General features: G+C 43.8%; 13 protein-coding genes and 2 pseudogenes. 9 read left to right on the top strand and 6 right to left on the bottom strand.

The genetic code is table 11. The features are described from left to right. Nucleotides 1–13 precede the first annotated feature (13 nt). Nucleotides 14–361, bottom strand: coding sequence for a DUF4359 domain-containing protein (locus O9324_RS07345; protein WP_002762448.1), 348 nt, complete (start codon nt 359–361; stop codon nt 14–16). Nucleotides 362–436: 75 nt separating this feature from the next. Then, a complete protein-coding gene (locus O9324_RS07340) occupies nt 437–616 on the bottom strand; it encodes a hypothetical protein (RefSeq protein ID WP_002738058.1) in 180 nt (59 codons plus the stop codon). 298 nt (nt 617–914) lie between these two features. Between O9324_RS07340 and O9324_RS07335 the strand changes: the two genes are divergently transcribed. The 4 genes from O9324_RS07335 to O9324_RS07320 all read left to right on the top strand — a co-directional run bounded on the left by O9324_RS07335 (nt 915) and on the right by O9324_RS07320 (nt 8,981). After that, entirely contained in the window at nt 915–2,048 is a 1,134-nt protein-coding gene (locus O9324_RS07335) for a glycosyltransferase (RefSeq protein ID WP_288139852.1), read from the top strand. Between the two features lie 526 nt (nt 2,049–2,574). Beyond that, nucleotides 2,575–3,774: a proton extrusion protein PcxA gene (locus O9324_RS07330; RefSeq protein ID WP_288139851.1), complete on the top strand. Its 1,200-nt coding sequence runs from the start codon at nt 2,575–2,577 to the stop codon at nt 3,772–3,774. Nucleotides 3,775–3,780: 6 nt separating this feature from the next. Continuing rightward, on the top strand, nt 3,781–7,083 hold the full coding sequence (locus tag O9324_RS07325; RefSeq protein WP_288139850.1) for an efflux RND transporter permease subunit: 3,303 nt from the start codon (nt 3,781–3,783) through the stop codon (nt 7,081–7,083). A 332-nt stretch (nt 7,084–7,415) separates the two neighbouring features. Further along, nucleotides 7,416–8,981, top strand: coding sequence for a cation:proton antiporter (locus O9324_RS07320; protein WP_002765949.1), 1,566 nt, complete (start codon nt 7,416–7,418; stop codon nt 8,979–8,981). A gap of 195 nt (nt 8,982–9,176) precedes the next feature. On the opposite strand, the gene O9324_RS07315 is transcribed toward O9324_RS07320, so the two are convergent. Both O9324_RS07315 and O9324_RS07310 read right to left on the bottom strand, forming a co-directional pair. Further along, the gene (locus O9324_RS07315; protein WP_288139849.1) at nt 9,177–9,926 is read right to left on the bottom strand and encodes an amino acid ABC transporter ATP-binding protein; all 750 of its coding nucleotides are present in this window, start codon (nt 9,924–9,926) and stop codon (nt 9,177–9,179) included. A gap of 12 nt (nt 9,927–9,938) precedes the next feature. Further along, complete coding sequence (locus O9324_RS07310; RefSeq protein WP_288139848.1) at nt 9,939–10,388, bottom strand: DUF29 domain-containing protein; 450 nt, start codon at nt 10,386–10,388, stop codon at nt 9,939–9,941. 348 nt (nt 10,389–10,736) lie between these two features. Here O9324_RS07310 and O9324_RS07305 point away from each other — a divergent pair, with 348 nt between their 5' ends. From O9324_RS07305 to grrA, 4 genes are all read left to right on the top strand, one after another. Further along, entirely contained in the window at nt 10,737–11,861 is a 1,125-nt protein-coding gene (locus tag O9324_RS07305) for a type I restriction endonuclease (protein ID WP_288139847.1), read from the top strand. A gap of 178 nt (nt 11,862–12,039) precedes the next feature. After that, nucleotides 12,040–13,209: a PQQ-dependent sugar dehydrogenase gene (locus O9324_RS07300; protein ID WP_288139846.1), complete on the top strand. Its 1,170-nt coding sequence runs from the start codon at nt 12,040–12,042 to the stop codon at nt 13,207–13,209. Nucleotides 13,210–13,297: 88 nt separating this feature from the next. Continuing rightward, nucleotides 13,298–14,197: an extracellular substrate binding-like orphan protein GrrP gene (grrP, locus tag O9324_RS07295; RefSeq protein WP_287629918.1), complete on the top strand. Its 900-nt coding sequence runs from the start codon at nt 13,298–13,300 to the stop codon at nt 14,195–14,197. A 14-nt stretch (nt 14,198–14,211) separates the two neighbouring features. After that, entirely contained in the window at nt 14,212–14,586 is a 375-nt protein-coding gene (grrA, locus tag O9324_RS07290; protein WP_287629919.1) for a GrrA/OscA1 family cyclophane-containing rSAM-modified RiPP, read from the top strand. Nucleotides 14,587–14,625: 39 nt separating this feature from the next. Here grrA and O9324_RS07285 read toward each other — a convergent pair. Together O9324_RS07285 and O9324_RS07280 are read right to left on the bottom strand one after the other, a co-directional pair. Continuing rightward, nucleotides 14,626–14,820: pseudogene (locus O9324_RS07285) on the bottom strand (DUF2887 domain-containing protein); the annotation flags it as partial. A gap of 29 nt (nt 14,821–14,849) precedes the next feature. Further along, a pseudogene (locus O9324_RS07280) lies at nt 14,850–15,728 on the bottom strand (Rpn family recombination-promoting nuclease/putative transposase). Nucleotides 15,729–16,025: 297 nt separating this feature from the next. Here O9324_RS07280 and O9324_RS07275 point away from each other — a divergent pair. Next, a complete protein-coding gene (locus O9324_RS07275; protein WP_287629920.1) occupies nt 16,026–16,652 on the top strand; it encodes a PEP-CTERM sorting domain-containing protein in 627 nt (208 codons plus the stop codon). Nucleotides 16,653–16,932: the final 280 nt, after the last annotated feature.

The raw sequence follows: 16,932 nt of genomic DNA, 5'->3' as shown, positions 1-16,932 counted from the left end.
GCAGTAATCTCACCTAAGTCTCCGAGAAAGTCAAGAAATGCCCAAAAGCGCCAAGAGTTCTAATTTTAGCTACCCCTGGTACTTCTGTGGTGTAGATACTGAACACACCTAGATTTTGCCGTTGACTAGAGGTTTCGATCGCTGGTTTTAAGATTTGATTTTTGATCACATTTCTGGCTGCCACCGGCAAAGAATCGATCGAGCCACAGAGACTGATTTTCTCGCAAGCGATTTTGTCGGCATGAGCGAGGAGTTTTTCGGCGGCGTATTCGCTGTAAAGTTCTTGGGGGGGATTGGTAAATCCCATAATCCCCGCTATTACCCCCAGGGCGATCGCTCCCTTGAAGAAATTACCCCCCATAGCTACTTAGCTCCTTGATTTTGTCTTCTCCACTCTATTTTGACAAGACATTTTCGATCTGGCTAGGGGGCAGTGTTAATTTCTTAAACCAATACCGGGTGCATAGCACTCTAGTACATTTCCTGTGAGACTGCAACTAACTAACAGATAATCACAGTGAGAACAGGCGGTGCTAACGAGATGGTGTTCTAAAATATGCTGTCTTTCGGCAAAATTTCCACAATTAGGACAGCGTACTTGTTGCAGGGTGATCATAGCAAACCTCATTAATTAGTTATCTTCTGTATGTAAAGCTAGTTTTTCTTGATCCCAATCGGTTTAAACCTATTTTTTCCTTGATCCCCATTATAGTATAGAGTCGACCATCTGATCTTGCTAGTAATTTTTACTAAACTTTGCAATTTTTCTTGAAAAATTTAATAATTTCTTCCTAGGGGTTTCTACCGTGATCGGATATGTGTTGGTAATTTTGGCGAAGAGAAAGCCAGAAAGCGAACTTTTAAACTGCCGATCCCTTACTGCTATAATTACGGCTGAGATTATTGATTATCCTATGAAGTACGCTCTGGTTCACGAGTGGTTAACCCCAAAAGCGACGGGGGGATCGGAATTAGTGGTTAAGGAGATTTTACAATGTCTAGAGGCGGATTTATACGCTTTGATCGATTTTGAGTCCACTAATCCCGATAGTTATCTCTATGGTCGCTCGATCGGGACAACTTTTCTGCAAAATTTCCCGAAAGCGAGAAATGGCGTCCAAAAATACTTACCTTTTCTTCCCCTAGCGATCGAGCAGTTAAATTTAGAGGATTATGATGTAGTTTTATCCTCCTCCCATTGTGTGGCTAAAGGGGTTTTAATTCGACCGGATCAGGTTCACATTTGTTACTGTCACAGTCCGATGCGTTATGCTTGGGATTTAACTTTTGACTATCTGGCTAATAGTAAGTTAGGACAGGGATTACCCGGTATTTTCACCCGTTATCTCTTGCATGGTTTGCGTCAGTGGGATGTGATTTCTGCTAATCGTGTGGACTATTTTCTAGCTAATTCCCACCACACCGCTAGACGAATTTGGCGCTGTTATCGACGGGAGGCAAAAGTTATTTATCCTCCCGTACAAATCGAGCGTTTTCCCTACCAAGAGAAAAAAGAAGATTTTTATTTAGTCGTATCTCGTTTGGTTAGTTATAAAAAAGTCCCTTTAATTGTGGAGGCATTTAATCAATTGGGATTCCCCCTAGTGGTTATTGGAGATGGTCCACAGATGGCTTTAATTCGACAGTTAGCTAAGGATAATATTCAGATTTTAGGTGCGGTTTCTGATCGAATGGTAGCAGAATATATGTCGAAAGCAAAAGCGTTTATTTATGCTGCCTGTGAGGATTTTGGTATTGCTTTAGTGGAAGCGCAAGCTTGTGGTACTCCCGTGATTGCATTTGCTGCCGGAGGTGCTTTAGAAACCGTGCGGGATCTGCGGGAAAATTCTCCCCAGGGAACAGGATTACTTTTTGGGGAACAAAATCCCCAATCTTTGCTGGAAGCGGTTAAATATTTTGTCGATCACGGTGATATAATTGCTCCAGAAAGTTGTCGGCAACAGGCTAATAGATTTACCCCTGAAATCTTTCAAAGTAACTATAGTTTATTTGTCGAGGAGCATTCAATGTCTAAAAGTTATTGCTAAGTTTAATTAGGACTTGCTGAATAATGGTAAAACCCTTTGAAAATAAGGCTTTTGACCTGTTAAAGTCCGATGTTCATGCTGCGAAAATAGGATTGGGACTTTCAAAAACCTTGCATTATCCTTTTTATAGTACATAAATTGGTACAAAAAACAAGGGCAACAAAGCCCGAAACGACCGGCTACTGACTCTTGACTCCTGACTCCTGACTCCTAACCCCCAGGAAAAACTTTTTCAGCAGACCCTAATTAGATCAGTTATCTTAATGGAGAGCTAGGAGGTTTTCGTTTTAGGGAGTCAGTCATCGGTGGTCGATAACAAATTAGATTACACTTTATTTTGATGAGAAACGCTGTAAAAGAGGGCGAAGGCAATTCGCCCCTACAATAATATCATTTCCTCAATGGTGGGAGTGCATCACCTGCGCTCAAAATGTAATATTATGGATATTTCTCGAAAGTAGATATCTAGCCAACGCTGATAGCTTACCGTGGTGATTGTGATGACAGAAAAGCGAGGATTATAGCCGTGCCTTGGAATCGAGTTAATCAATGGGTAGAAAGACGCTCTTTAGGGTCCCTAGAATCAGCTTATCAGAGAGCGCTGAAAATTAAAGCGATCGAAGATAAACATTTTGGGGGACAAAAAATTTCCCCGGCTGCCGTGGGAGGAAAAAGTGTTTATGATTACTTTCAAAGTACCCTAGAGCGAGAATTGTTCCAGATACGTCTCGATTTAACTCAAGTGCGTCTGGCTAATTTTTTTAATCCGCAAACTAGCCCAGAAAATAATAACATCCTAGAGACTTTAAAGGCGATCGAGGATATTATCGGTAAATATCGCCTAGATTTAGGGGAATTGCTGCCCCCATTACCGAATAATCAAACCCCAAATCTGCCTAATACCAATCTCACCAGTGATAAACCCAGGGATAAAGATAACCAGATAATTTCTCCTGCAACCAGTAATAAATTTTTTAACTTCCAGCAAGAATTAACCCCCGAATACGAACAAACTGTCATCAAACAACTCCGTACCCTGCGACAGCAGCAACGTATTGCTATTCGTTTTATCCTGATTATTATTTTAGTTCCTCTATCGGTACAGGTTATTAGTAGAAACTTTATTTTTAGCCCTGTTTTAAACTATTTGGGTGTGGATAGAGCGAAGATATCAGAAGTTTATATTTCTCAGGAAATTGGTGAAAAATATCTCAGGGAATTTGCTCGACTTCAAGAAATTAAAGAAATCAAGCAGGTTTTAGGAGTAGCAAAAGCAGGGCATGAATCAGAAGAAACCTTTCGGGAACAGGTGGAGGAATTATTCAGAGAAGCGGGTTATGAAAGTCAAGATGGTTGGAAAAACTTACTCTCCGATATTACTGGATTAATAGCCTTTATTGCCATCTTAATTTTTGGTCGTCAACAATTGGCGATTACGCGAGCCTATGTTAGTCGTTATTTTCTCAGCTTAAATGATATCACCAAAGCCTTTATCTTTATCCTCTTTACCGATATATTTGTCGGGTTTCACTCGGCGGAGGGTTGGACGGTAATCTTAGAAACTTTGTTCCGACACTTTGGTTGGCGCGAGAATATTACATTTATTAGCTTGTTTGTGGCCACTGTTCCCGTTATCCTAGATACAATCTTTAAACTATTAATATTTAACTATCTAACTCGTAAATCTCCCACTGCCGCAACTATCCTAGAAAAAATGAACCAGTAACGCCCTATGATCCTTAGCATTGCCGATACTTTCATTAAAAGACCCGTTCTGACCACAGTTTGCTCGATTTTAATCGTTTTGATCGGAGCGATCGCCATTCCCTTTTTACCCCTAGAAAAACTGCCCCAGTTGGCATTTATTCAGGTAGCGGTAAATGCCAACTATTTGGGAACCGATGCCAAAACCGTACAGGATAACGTTACCACGGTACTCGATCGCCAGATTAACGGGACAGAACAGATTGTTTATATGCAGTCCCAGAGTACCAACACAGGACAAAGTACGGTGAATGTCTTTTTCCCGGTGGAAATGGATCGTAACATTGCCCAAGTCTTGGTACAAAACCGCGTCAGTACCGCCGCTGCTAGTTTACCGGAAGAAGTGAACCGGCAGGGGGTGACTACCAATACCCAATCCCCCAGCGTTACCCTTGCCTACGGGATTTCCGCCAAACCAGACGAAAAGGGCAATTATCCCTACGATACGATCTTTTTAAGTAACTTTGTCGATCGAGTCATCGATGCCGAGATTCGCCGGATCGAGGGGGTTGGTAGTACAACCATCATCGGTGAGAGGGAATACGCCCTGCGTTTTTGGCTTAATCCCGATGCTTTAGCCGCTAGGGGTGTATCGGCGAACGAAGTAGTACAGGCAATCCGAGAACAGAATATTCAGGTGGGTGCGGGGACAATTGGCGGTGATCCCAGTCCCGAAGATCAGCAATTCCAGATCGCCATTCGCGCCGTTGGTAGGGTTGCCACCGGGGAGGAAGCGGAAAATATTGTCGTCAAAGTCGGGGAAAATGGCGATTTAATCCGCATTAAAGACGTGGGACGGGCAGAAATCGGAGCCGAAAACTACAGTACCGCCGCCTATTTCGACAAATCCCCCGCCGTCGTCTATATCGTCTATCAGTTGCCCGGTTCCAACGCTTGGAATACTGCCAAACTGGTAAAAGAGAAAATGGCGGAACTAGAACCGAGTTTCCCCCCGGGGTTAAATATCGCCATTACCCTCGATAATACCGCCTTTGTGGCCGCCTCCCTCGAAGAAGCCGTTGGCACTCTGGTGGAGGCGATTTTACTGGTTATTCTAGTCATTTTTATCTTCCTTCAGGATTGGCGCACCACGATCATTCCGGCGATCGCTATTCCCGTATCTTTGATCGGAACCATGGCCGTCGCCCTCGCTTTAGGCTATTCTCTCAATAACCTCTCCTTGTTTGCCGTCATTCTAGCCACCGGGTTAGTGGTGGACGACGGGATCGTGGTTGTAGAGGCGGTATCGGAAAAATTACGACAGGGAATGCGGCCATTTCAAGCTTCCCTCGATGCCATGGGTGAGTTAACCTCGGCGGTAATTGCCAGTTCCCTTGTACTATTTGCGGTTTTTATTCCCGTCACCTTCTTCCCCGGTACGGTGGGGATCGTTTATCGACAATTTGCCGTCATCATCTCCGCTTCAATTCTGATCTCCACCTTTAACGCCCTCAGTTTTTCCCCCACCATGTCGGCGATTATCATGAAACCGCCCCAAGCCACCCGCGGACCCTTGGGACTGTTTTTCGAGGGCTTTAATCGAGGTTTCAACGCAGTTAAAGAAGGTTATCGACGCTCGATCGAATTTCTGATCCGAGTTCGGTTTCTAGTCTTACCCTTCTTTATCGCCGCCCTCTTTCTCACAGCTTGGAGTTACAACACCACTCCCCAGGGTTTTATCCCCGAAGAAGACCAAGGTTATGCCTTCGTTTTGGTGCAAGCACCCCCCGGGGTTTCCCTGCGCTACACCGACCGGGTTATCCGTCAGATTAACGAAGAAATTCTCGCCGGTATCGAAGAAGTGGAACACTTTGTCGGTATGGCGGGCTTTAGTTTTGCCGGAAGTGGCAGCAACCAAGGGCTATTTTTTGTCAAGTTAAAAGAATGGTCGGAACGGCCCGGGGAAGATAAGTCAGTTTTCGGGGTTCTCAGGAAAATTAACCAACAATTAGCCACTAAAGTCCGAGATGCTCGCGCTTTCGCCGTTAATGCGCCCCCTGTGGATGGATTAAGTTCTACCGGCGGTTTCGAGTTATTTATCCAAAACCGCGCTTCTTTCCCCATGGACGCTTTGATTGCCAACGCTAATAACGTCATGGCCGAGGCCCGAAAAAGACCGGAATTATCGGGAATTTTCACCCAATTTACCACCGACACGCCGATGCTGGAACTTTCCATCAATCGCAACCAGCTACAGGCGCAAAACGTCGATATGCAGTCCGTTTTCGGTACCCTGCAAACCTATCTCGGTTCCAACTTCGTCAACCAATTCGTCCTAGGCGATCGCTTGTATCGAGTCTTTGCCCAAGCAGAAGCGGATTATCGTTCTAATCCCGAAGATATTAACCGTCTTTACGTCCGTTCCCGTACCGGGGCCAATATTCCCCTATCGGGTTTAGTTAGCGTCAAACGCTTCACCTATCCACCGATTATCACTAACTTTAACCTCTATCCCTCGATTAACGTTCAGGGTAATCCCGCTCCCGGTTTTAGTACGGGACAGGCGATCGCAGTGATGGAAGATGTCTGTCGGAAAGTCCTGCAGCCCGGTTTCGGTTACGCTTGGACGGGTACAGCTTTCCAAGAAAAAACTTCTGCCGGGGCTGCCCCAGTGATCTTCGGATTAGCCTTTATTGTGGTTTTCCTTGTCCTCGCAGCCCAGTACGAAAGCTACATTGACCCGATTATCATCATGATTACCGTTCCCCTAGCGATCCTGGGTGCCATGGGGGCCATACTGTTGCGGGCGAATTTACTACAAGTGGGTAGTCTCTTCCCGACGGTGAACAATAATATCTATGCTCAGGTGGCTTTGGTCATGTTGATCGGTTTAGCGGCAAAAAATGCGATTTTAATCGTGGAATTCGCTAACCAGTCCCGTACTTTGGGTTTAAGTATTCCCGATGCGGCGGCCCGGGCCTCGACGGAACGCTTAAGACCAATTCTGATGACGGCTATTTCCGGTTTAGTCGGTTTCTTGCCCTTGGTTATCGCTTCCGGCGCCGGAGCGATGAGTCGTTGGTCCCTGGGAACTGCAATTTTAGGCGGTTATCTGATTTCGACGGTGTTGAGTTTATTTCTCGTCCCGGTTTTGTATGTGCTGATCAAACAGTTCGAGGCCCGATTCCTCTCCTCAAAACCCCCGAAAAGTGGCGGTTCTGGCAATAGTAAAACTCCCTCTCTGGGTGGGGAAAGGAATACATCAGAAACCCCCATAGAAGAAGGGGCCATTTCCTCTTTGAAAATCTCTCCTCAGTCTGGGAATGACTAGGGTGTTAGATTTTGGGGTTTTGGGGTTTTGGGGTATTAGGGTATTAGGGTTTTGGGGTATTGGGGTTTTGGGGTTTTAGGGTTTTAGGGTATTAGTTGAAATTCCCCCACCTCCCCACTTCCCCCCCGCAACGCGCACAAAGTGGTCTCCCCACTTTCCCCATCACCCCACTTCCCCACCTCCCATCCCTTCATCCCTGATAACTAAAAATAGGGTATTAGTTGAAATTCCCCCACCTCCCCACTTTCCCCCCGCAACGCGCACGAAGTGGTCTCCCCACTTTCCCCATCACCCCACTTCCCCACCTCCCATCCCTTCATCCCTGATAACTAATGACCCTAGAATCTACTGCTAACGAAGCGATCGCCCATAATTTAGAGCAATTCCTGCTGGTTTTGACCATTTCCTTGAGTGTCGCCACTTTATCGAGAACTGTTGCCTTCCTCCGCAAAATTCCCTACACCCTGCTGTTAGTTATTGTCGGTATGGGTTTAGCTTTTTTAGATTTGCGTTTGGTTAATCTTTCCCCGGAATTAATTCTGGAAATTTTTCTGCCTCCTCTGTTATTTGAAGCCGCTTGGAATATTCCCTGGGCTAAATTAAAGGAATATTGGGTTACTATCGTCCTTTTTGCCGTTATCGGGGTGATTATCTCCGTTTTGGGAGTTGCCTATCCCCTACATATCTTTGCTAATTTACCCCTATCGATCGCGTTTCTGTTGGGGGCTGCCCTAGCTGCCACCGATCCCGTCTCTGTAATTGCCCTATTTAAAGAATTGGGGGCCAGTAAAAAACTGACGATCCTGATGGAAGGGGAAAGTCTCTTTAATGATGGGGTCGCTGTGGTCGCTTTCGTCCTCTTGGTGGGGATTCCCTTGGGAGTCGATACCTTCTCAATTCCCGTGACGATCGCTCGTTTCTGCACCTTTGTGGGGATTGGCATCGGTGTGGGTTGCGTGATCGGTTTCGGCATTTCCTACCTTACCCAACGCTTTGATTTGCCTTTTGTGGAACAGTCTCTGACTCTAGTTTCTGCCTATGGAACCTATCTCGTCACGGAAAAATTAGGCGGCTCTGGTGTGATTGGGGTGGTAATTGTCGGGATTATTCTCGGTAATCTCGGTTCGCGCATTGGTATGAGTCCCCGCACGCGCTTGGTAGTTAGCGAATTTTGGGAATTTATCGCCTTTTTTGTCAATTCCATCATCTTTTTACTGATCGGCGATCAAACCCGTTTTGAGAGTCTTGGTAGTCACTTAACGGGGATTTTAATAGCGATCGCTGCTATGGTGGTTTCCCGTCTGTTCTCAATTTTTGGACTAGGGGGAATTAGTAACCTAATTACGGGCAATAAGATCAGTTTCAAGGAAAGAACGGTGTTATGGTGGGGAGGATTGCGCGGTTCCGTTTCGATCGCCCTAGCGTTAAGTGTTCCCACGTCTATCCCCTATCGTCAAGAAATTATTGACGTGGTTTTTGGGGTGGTTTTATTTACTTTATTGGTGCAAGGATTATCTATACAATGGCTGTTAAATTTCCTCGATCTTATTGGTGATCAACCGATTCGCACCGAATATTCGGCCCTAATTGCTCGTCAAATTGCTTTAACTAGGGTGTCTAATTATCTGCAACAACCAGAACGTTTTCCCGATATCGATCCCGAATTTTATCGCTATAAAAAAACCCTGGTGGAAGGACAATTAAAGTCCCTGGGGGATCAGTTGCAAAAATTACTACAGGAACACCCACAATTAAAAGATGTGGTGGCCGAACAATTTCAAGATACTTTACTCGATATCGAAGCTAATACCTATGCAGAATTAATTCGAGCCGGTCGTTTAAATGAAAATCTCGTTCCCCTTTTAGTGGAGGTAGAAGAAGAAAAAGAGATGGTTTAATGATCAAGGGCTGCATCTCCTATATGTGACTTTCTCTTACTTATGGTGAGCAGCAGAAGTTATTCAAAGAGGGCGAATGCAATTCGCCCCTACAATAATATTATCGCACCAATGGTAGGGGCGCATCGCGTGCGCCCAAATCTAATATAGATATTTCGACAAAATTGAGATGCAGCCTCATCAAGTCATGGAAAATCAAAGAATTTTTGCTAAAAATTGCTGAGTTCGATCGGATTGGGGATGATTAAAAAATTCTGCTGGGGGGGCAATTTCCAAAATTAAACCCTGATCCATAAATACCACTCGATCGGCCACTTCTCGCGCGAATCCTACCTCGTGGGTGACACAAACCATGGTCATCCCCGATTTGGCTAAACTTTGCATCGTTTCCAAGACTTCTCGCACCATTTCTGGGTCTAAAGCTGAGGTGGGTTCATCGAATAACATCACCTTCGGCTGCATGGCCAAAGCGCGAACGATCGCCACCCGTTGCTGTTGTCCTCCCGATAACTGAGGGGGATATTTAAGCGCTTGTTCGAGAATACCAACTTTTTCGAGGAGTTTTGTCGCTATTTCCTCCGCTTGCGCTTTTTTCCAACCGCGCACCCACATCGGCCCGAGGGTGACATTATCTAATACCGTCAGATGGGGAAAGAGGTTAAATTGTTGAAAAACCATCCCGACTTCCTGACGGATTGCCTCGATATTTTTCAGGTTGTGGGACACAGTTATCCCGTCAATAATAATGCGACCTTTTTGATAGGATTCCAACCCGTTAAAAGTGCGAATAAAGGTGGATTTTCCTGAACCGGACGGACCCATAATCACGACAACTTCCTGTTTATTAACGGTGAGATTGACTCCCCGCAAAGCATGAAAGCGGTTATCGTACCATTTTTCCACCGCTTCGGCAATTATAATCGGTTTACTGTTGTGAGATTCCATATTTTTGAGAGTTTATTGATTATCTATATCGGGAAACCACTGTTTCTCAAGAATTTGTGTCAGAGAGTAGGGACAAATTATCGGTACATTTTTTAATCCTGTCTTTTTTTCGGCAATTAAGCGAGCGTTTTCATAGATATTTTCTAACTCTAGTTCTAGAAATTTGCTTAAATCGGTGGTGAGCTTATCTTCTAATTGTACTCGAAAAGTGATCATCTCTGCCGCCAAATGATTACTATTTCTTTCTCTTTCTGTCGTCCAAAATTGATAGAGTAGGAGATGGATTATTATTTGTAAACTTAAACTTTTAACAGCAGTTTTTTCCCTTCGTCCCCAAGCTGCCAACTCCTCGATTAAATGTTCGTAATCTAACTTATCTAACTGACGATTTTTTAATAACTCGATCGTCTCGCTTAACCAGCGGTCGTACTCCCGTTCATAAAGCTGTTCTAAAGCAAGCATTGTCTTTGATCAAATGGGGACATTATTAAAAATAACCCGTCCCTAGAAATGATAGCACAAAAGATATGAGGCTCTTCTAGGTTCTGTGTGATAAGTTTAACTTACATAGGATCGATCTTTGTGTCCTCTGTGTCTCTGTGGTTCCTTTCACTCCCGCGCCAGCAGGACTGTATCTTAGAATACATTTTACCCACCAAACCTAAGAGAGCCGATATGAACGGGACGGGATTAGTGTAAATATTTGTGAATTAATAATGATGACAGTAAAAAATGCTTGACCATGAGGTAAAAAAAAGGTTAAATTATGGTTAGGCTGAGAACCCACACATCCTAGATAATGAGGCTATCATGGAAATCGATAAACTCAAAGCAATTGCTCAAAAAGTTGAAACCTCTTGTTCTCAAATCCAAAACGAACAGGCAACCAAAACAGCTTTTATTATGCCTTTTTTGCAAGCATGGGGTTACGATGTATTCAATCCCATGGAAGTTCACCCCGAATATAGTGCAGATTTAACTGGATTAAAAGGAGAAAAAGTAGATTATGCTATTTGTTTGGACAATCAACCGATTATTTTGATGGAATGTAAAAGCTGTCATCAAAATCTTGAGCATCCTAAACATAGTTCCCAACTGCATCGATATTTTAACGCAACTGGAGCTAACTTTGGAGTTTTAACTAATGGGATTATCTATCGGTTTTATACGGATATCGTCAAGGATAATATCATGGACGATAAGCCATTTTTTGAGTTTAACATTCTCGACTTTGACGACTCTTCTGTTAACGAATTAAAACGATTTTCTAAATCTAGCTTTAATTCTGACGAACTAGAAGAGGTTGCTCGCAATTTATTGCACACAAAAGAAGTTAAAAAAGTGATTGCCCAGCAATTAAATGATCCTTCCCCCGAATTTGTTAAGTTTTTTGTTAGTCATGTGTATTCTGGGGTGAGAACTGCATCGGTTGTCGAAAAATTCAAAGAAATTATTAAGCGTTCTCTCAAAGAGTATATCAATGATATCATCAAAGAAAAATTTGAGGAAGTTTTAGGAAAAGAACCCGAACCAAATCCTCCTGATACACCAGCAGCAGAAGATACTCCACCAGAAGAAACAGGGGAAGATAAAATTAATACGACCCCCGAAGAATTGGAAGGATTTTACATTATTAAATCAATTCTACGGGAAGAAATCAATACCGCACGCATTCAATTCAAAGACACTAGAAGTTATTTTGGTATCAACTTAGATGGAAAAGTAACCAAAACAGTCTGTCGTCTGCGCTTCCATGAAAAAACTGGCAAGAAATCAATCAGTATTCCCGATAACGTCGAAACTGGTAAAGAAGCAACCACCAATATAGACAGTCTTGATGAAATTTATGGAGTCGCTGAATTTCTGAAATCTCGTATCCGCTATCTGACTCAAGATACTTATAAAAGCAAGTCAGAAAAAACGGAAAGTATTTAAAATAATTAGTCCCTATCCCTTTAATGACCGCACTATTTCCGATGATCGGTGGATTAGTGAGCAAACTTCAACGCAAATACCATCACTACAAAATCTCTTAACTTTTCTAAAACAACTCCTCAAAATGGAGTCGATATAATTATATTTATCTGCTGAAAACTTGGGGAGTTACCAACTAATGCTTAATTCTCTCAATCGCATTTTCTCGCCTTTAGTATCTAGCGTTTTGCTTACTATAATTATCTCCAGTTGTCAAGGTGCAAATGTATTAACTTCGGCGAATAATTCCCAGACCAATCAATGGCAAAAAGTGACCGTAATCGAGGGTTTAGAGCATCCTTGGTCGATGGTTTGGCTACCTAACGGGGAAATCCTCATCACAGAGCGCCCCGGTCGTTTAAGAGTGGTTAGAGAGGGCAAATTAGACCCAAAAGCCATCGCTGGAGTTCCCGAAGTTTTTGCCGTCGGACAAGGAGGACTGCTCGATGTGGCAATTCATCCCCAATTTGCCCAAAATCGCTGGATTTATCTAACTTATGCTCACGGAGACCGGGAGGCTAATCGTACCCGCGTCGCTCGTGCGGTTTATGATGGTACAAGTTTGCGAGATGTGCGGGTTATTTTTGAAGTTTCCCAGGCAAAAACCGGCTCTCAACACTTCGGTTCGCGGTTATTATGGCTACCGGATGGCACTTTATTGGTAGCGATTGGGGACGGGGGTAATCCTCCCCTACAATTAGCGGGAGATTTAATTAGAAAACAGTCCCAAAATCTGCAAAGTCAATTAGGTAAAATTATCCGCATCAATGACGATGGTTCTCTCCCTAAAGATAATCCTTTCGCCGGTTCTAAAATTTGGAGTTATGGCCATCGGAATATTCAAGGAATCAGCTTCGATCCGATGACTAGAAGAGTCTGGGCAACAGAACACGGAGCGAAAGGAGGGGATGAATTAAATTTAATTGAAAAAGGTAAAAATTACGGTTGGCCAGTGGTTTCTGCTAGTCAAGAGTACGGCACTAATAACCCAGTTTCCGGCGAAAGATATCGCCCCGGTCTGATCGATCCGAAAACAATTTGGACACCAGCGATCGCTCCTTCGGGATTGGTCTTTTATACTGGTAATCGCTTTCCTAATTGGCAGGGAAATTTATTCGCCGGTGGTTTAGTTTCCAGGGATATTCGCCGTCTGGAAATGGATAAATCGGGTGAAATTATCAATCAAGAAGCGATTCCCATCGGTCAGAGGGTGCGGGATGTGCGTCAAAGTCCCGACGGATTTTTATACCTGCTCACCGATGAAGGTAACGGTCAATTAATTCGCCTTGAACCGCCATCTAATTTGTAAAAGTTCACAGAAATTATTATGGAAACCTTGAAGATTTTTTAGCGACTTCTAGTATAGTTATGTTTGTACGGGAGTAAGCACTCGATTTATGAAGAAAATTTTACAGTTAGTGGGACTAGGTTGCATATTGCCTATGTTCCTCGCCAGCGCAGGTTTAGCGGAAACAGTGGTGGAAAAAGTGGCTCGCACGGGATTTTTGACCGTAGGAACCCGTTTTGATGCGATTCCCTACTCCTACGTCAATGAGAAGGGGGAATTAGTCGGCTATTCTATGGATGTGTTGGAACGAATTAGAAAACGACTGGAAACTCGTCTCGGTCGTCCCGTCACCCTGCAAATGGTGGAAGCTAACCAACCCGGAGAGAAAATTAACCTCATTCGTAGCGGGGAAATCGATATCGCTTGTAGTACGGCTTTTACTTGGGAAAGGGCGAAAGTGGTCGATTTTTCCATCAGTTACAGCATTTCTGGGATTAGGATTTTAGCCAAAAAAGGTAGCAATCTCTCCACTCCTCAATCCCTAATCGGTAAACGTATCGCCTTGATTCCCACTTCCGCGGCCGTGGATGTGATTAAATTAGTACAACCGCAAGCGACAATTGTTACTACCTACAGCACCGTAGAAGAAGCGATCGAAGCTTTAAAAACCGGTAAAATCGACGCAATAGCGGGGGATAGCATTTCTTTAGCGGGAACAATCCTCAGAGATAACCCTAAAATCTACGAAATCGTCCCCGAAGAAGCTCTAGCTAATTTTGGCATTGCTTGCATGGTTCCCGAAAATAACTCTACTTTTTTGGATGATGTCAACTATGCCATTGTCAAAATGATGCAGGATTACATCACCAATGATACGGCCACCGTTAGTCAAATCGATCGCTGGTTCGGTAGTCAAGGCATGGTTCCCATCCCCCCAGAATTATTAAAGGGGTTTTTTGCCTTCAAAGTTATCGAACACGCCCAAATTAATCCCCAAGAAGCCAAATAGGAGCATAAATTCAGGTGAATATCAGCAATAAAACTGGTTTAGTCGGCTTTCTTCTCGCTTTATCTGCTTTCGGTCTGACTAGCACCGCTCAGGCCGCCTCAGACGAGGCTAATCCCATTGAAGCGCGTTTAAGTCGTCTATCTAGCGCTGTACGCGAACGAGTTAACCAACTGCCGGAAGATACTGCCGATCCTAGTTTACAAGCTTTAGGCTGGGGAGATGGTCGCGGTCGCGGTTGGGTGAATAGTCGTGTCGGTGGTTGGGGAGATGGTCGCGGTGGTAGTTTCGTTAATGCGCGGCCCTGGCGCAATGGTTGGTCTGACGGTGGTGGTTTCTTTAATTCCCGACCGCGCTGGGGTAATGGTGGCAGTTTCTTAAATCGTTGGTAAGTTAAGGTTGGGTGAGGCGATAAACTTTATCCTCGTCCCAACCCCGGTTTGACGATGAAATCTCAGGTTATTATTTTGAGGCAGAAAGACTCCATCAAGACGAAAGGAAAGTTGTTTGACTTCCACTGAGTCAAAGCGGTAGTTATTGGCTTCGTTGATGGGGAGTTGAATTAATTCAAAGAAGATAGAGGGGAATGATTGAAAGAGTTGATAAAAAATCGTGTCAGTTTTCATGCTCTTATTTGACAAGGCGAGCGCTTTTTTTATGTCCCTTTTTGTATAGATCTAACCTGTTTAACCTCTAATTCTAAGGCGGATGCGACTTGCTCAACGCTTAACCCTAAGGCTAACAAACGAGGAACAGCCTCTAGTGCTTTGTTTAGTCTGCCTTCCTGACGCGCTTCCTCGCGCACATCTTGAAAATACTGAGTTTGTTTTAATTCATCTAAACTAAACATAGTTTCTATCTCCCGACGATTAAGAAGCGGTAACTTATAAACAAGAATCGTCTCTATTAATTGTAAGAGTTCTTGGGGTTTTTGGTCGGGGGTTAATTCTTCCCGCACTCTTTGGATTAATTTTCGGGTGCTAAGTAGGTGGGTGGAATTAAATATAAAATGAACGTAGGTTGGGTTGAAGCATGAAACCCAACGCCCGCATGGGTTACGCTACCGCTAACCCATCCTACAAATAATTGTGCCTACCTACTTATCAATCGCTTTTGCTTTAGATAGGGTGATTAATTGCACTGTGGCTAAACCAATGGAAGTTTGAGGAATGTTTTCTAATTCATTCAGATAAATCCGTCTCACTCGCTCGGAGTTGAGGAGTTCCCGATAGCGTTGAACTTTATCGGTTTCTACTTGAGGGTTAGGATAGACAATCACACCCCGCCAATCATTGGTTAAGTCGGTTTTACTGAGATATAAGAAGATTTCGGTGAAAAAGCGCTGATAAAAAGCCTCATCTTCTTGAAATTGCACCTCATACTAAATCCGTTGAATAACGCACAGAAAACGGGTTTCTCCGAGAAACCCGTTTTCTACTCATGCCTTGGCTTCGGTGATAGGGAGTTGAATTAATTCAAAGAAGATAGAGGGGAATGATTGAAAGAGTTGATAAAAAATCGTGTCAGTTTTCATGCTCTTATTTTATAGCAGTACCCGCTAAGATGAGGACGTTTTGCTCCCCCCTAACCCCTAAAATAGCGCAATCTTAATCATTACCGATTAATTTAAGATGTTTCCTTGGCGAATCCTTCCAGTCTCTCCCTGATGGGCTTTTTTTCCAGATTCATCAATAAAAAACGGAGAATACTTGACAAATTCGGGGGGGGGTAGAATGAGGCTGCTTATTGCTGTTAAGCAATGATTTATGGGGTATAAATAACAATTTTTCCCCATTCTTAGCCATGAAACTAACTTGTCAATTAATCAAAAATGACTAATCAACTGCTAAAAGCCCTTTGCCTTCCGGCGGTGACTTGTGCCGTTTTCAGTGCCATTCCCGCCCATGCTGCCATTTTTACCGCTACCTATACGGGTACTGTTTCAGAAAACTTTGGTGTCGATAACGTTGCTGCTGGTAATACTGCGGTTATTACCTATCAGCTTGACAATGGGGGAAGTTCCCTGTTGAGCCAAACATGGAACGCCAGCAACATTGTGAGTGTCACCTTCAATTTTGGTAATGGAGCCCACGTTACTACCTTTGATCCTAATGGGGTTGGTGGTAATGGGTTGACTGTTAGCACAGGAAGTTTTGTCACCAATGCCTCAGGACAGTTAACGGCTGTTCCTTCTAATTGGAGTGATGTCTCTAATGTCAATGTCGTCTCAACCAATTCTACACAAACACCTAACGCATGGTTCGTGAATGGGGGCAATGGCGTTTACGTTACTAATAATTTCAACAACGATGTCAGTTTGACCAATGTATCAGGTAATATCGTTGCTGCTAACTGGACCATTCAACCTGCCCAGATACAGACAACCCCCGAACCAGGCACCGTTTTAGGCTTATTAGCGGTGGGTTCTCTGGGTTTATTGGCTCGCAAACGTCAATAAATAAATGACCAATTCTATGGTAAGGAAGGTTTAAAAGCCTTCCTTTTTGGTTAGGGATAAAGGCGCTCTCGCTTATTGAATTTTGGCACATAATGGATAAGTAGCTAGACACAATTAATTACACATATCTAATACTAAGTAGGGTCTGCTGAAAAAGTACGGGCGAAGCATTCGGATAGAAAATCTACGGTTTCACCGATAGGTTATTGCCCGAATGCTTCGCCCCTACAGGACGCGGGCCGATGAAGACGCAAGGTTTTGAACGACGATTCTCTCAAAA

The sequence above is a fragment of the Microcystis sp. LE19-84.1B genome (assembly GCF_027531875.1).
Taxonomy (GTDB): Bacteria; Cyanobacteriota; Cyanobacteriia; order Cyanobacteriales; family Microcystaceae; genus Microcystis; species Microcystis panniformis.
The sequence above is the reverse complement of the archived record's forward strand: the minus strand, read 5'-3'. Positions and strand labels throughout refer to the sequence as shown.

Coding starts and splice junctions, on each gene's coding strand:
- O9324_RS07310 (WP_288139848.1), bottom strand. CDS start 10,388: ATGCTTGCTTTAGAACAGCTTTATGAACGGGAGTACGACCGCTGGTTA.
- O9324_RS07305 (WP_288139847.1), top strand. CDS start 10,737: ATGGAAATCGATAAACTCAAAGCAATTGCTCAAAAAGTTGAAACCTCT.
- O9324_RS07345 (WP_002762448.1), bottom strand. CDS start 361: ATGGGGGGTAATTTCTTCAAGGGAGCGATCGCCCTGGGGGTAATAGCG.
- grrP (WP_287629918.1), top strand. CDS start 13,298: ATGAAGAAAATTTTACAGTTAGTGGGACTAGGTTGCATATTGCCTATG.
- O9324_RS07335 (WP_288139852.1), top strand. CDS start 915: ATGAAGTACGCTCTGGTTCACGAGTGGTTAACCCCAAAAGCGACGGGG.
- O9324_RS07320 (WP_002765949.1), top strand. CDS start 7,416: ATGACCCTAGAATCTACTGCTAACGAAGCGATCGCCCATAATTTAGAG.
- O9324_RS07275 (WP_287629920.1), top strand. CDS start 16,026: ATGACTAATCAACTGCTAAAAGCCCTTTGCCTTCCGGCGGTGACTTGT.
- O9324_RS07315 (WP_288139849.1), bottom strand. CDS start 9,926: ATGGAATCTCACAACAGTAAACCGATTATAATTGCCGAAGCGGTGGAA.
- O9324_RS07340 (WP_002738058.1), bottom strand. CDS start 616: ATGATCACCCTGCAACAAGTACGCTGTCCTAATTGTGGAAATTTTGCC.
- O9324_RS07300 (WP_288139846.1), top strand. CDS start 12,040: ATGCTTAATTCTCTCAATCGCATTTTCTCGCCTTTAGTATCTAGCGTT.
- O9324_RS07325 (WP_288139850.1), top strand. CDS start 3,781: ATGATCCTTAGCATTGCCGATACTTTCATTAAAAGACCCGTTCTGACC.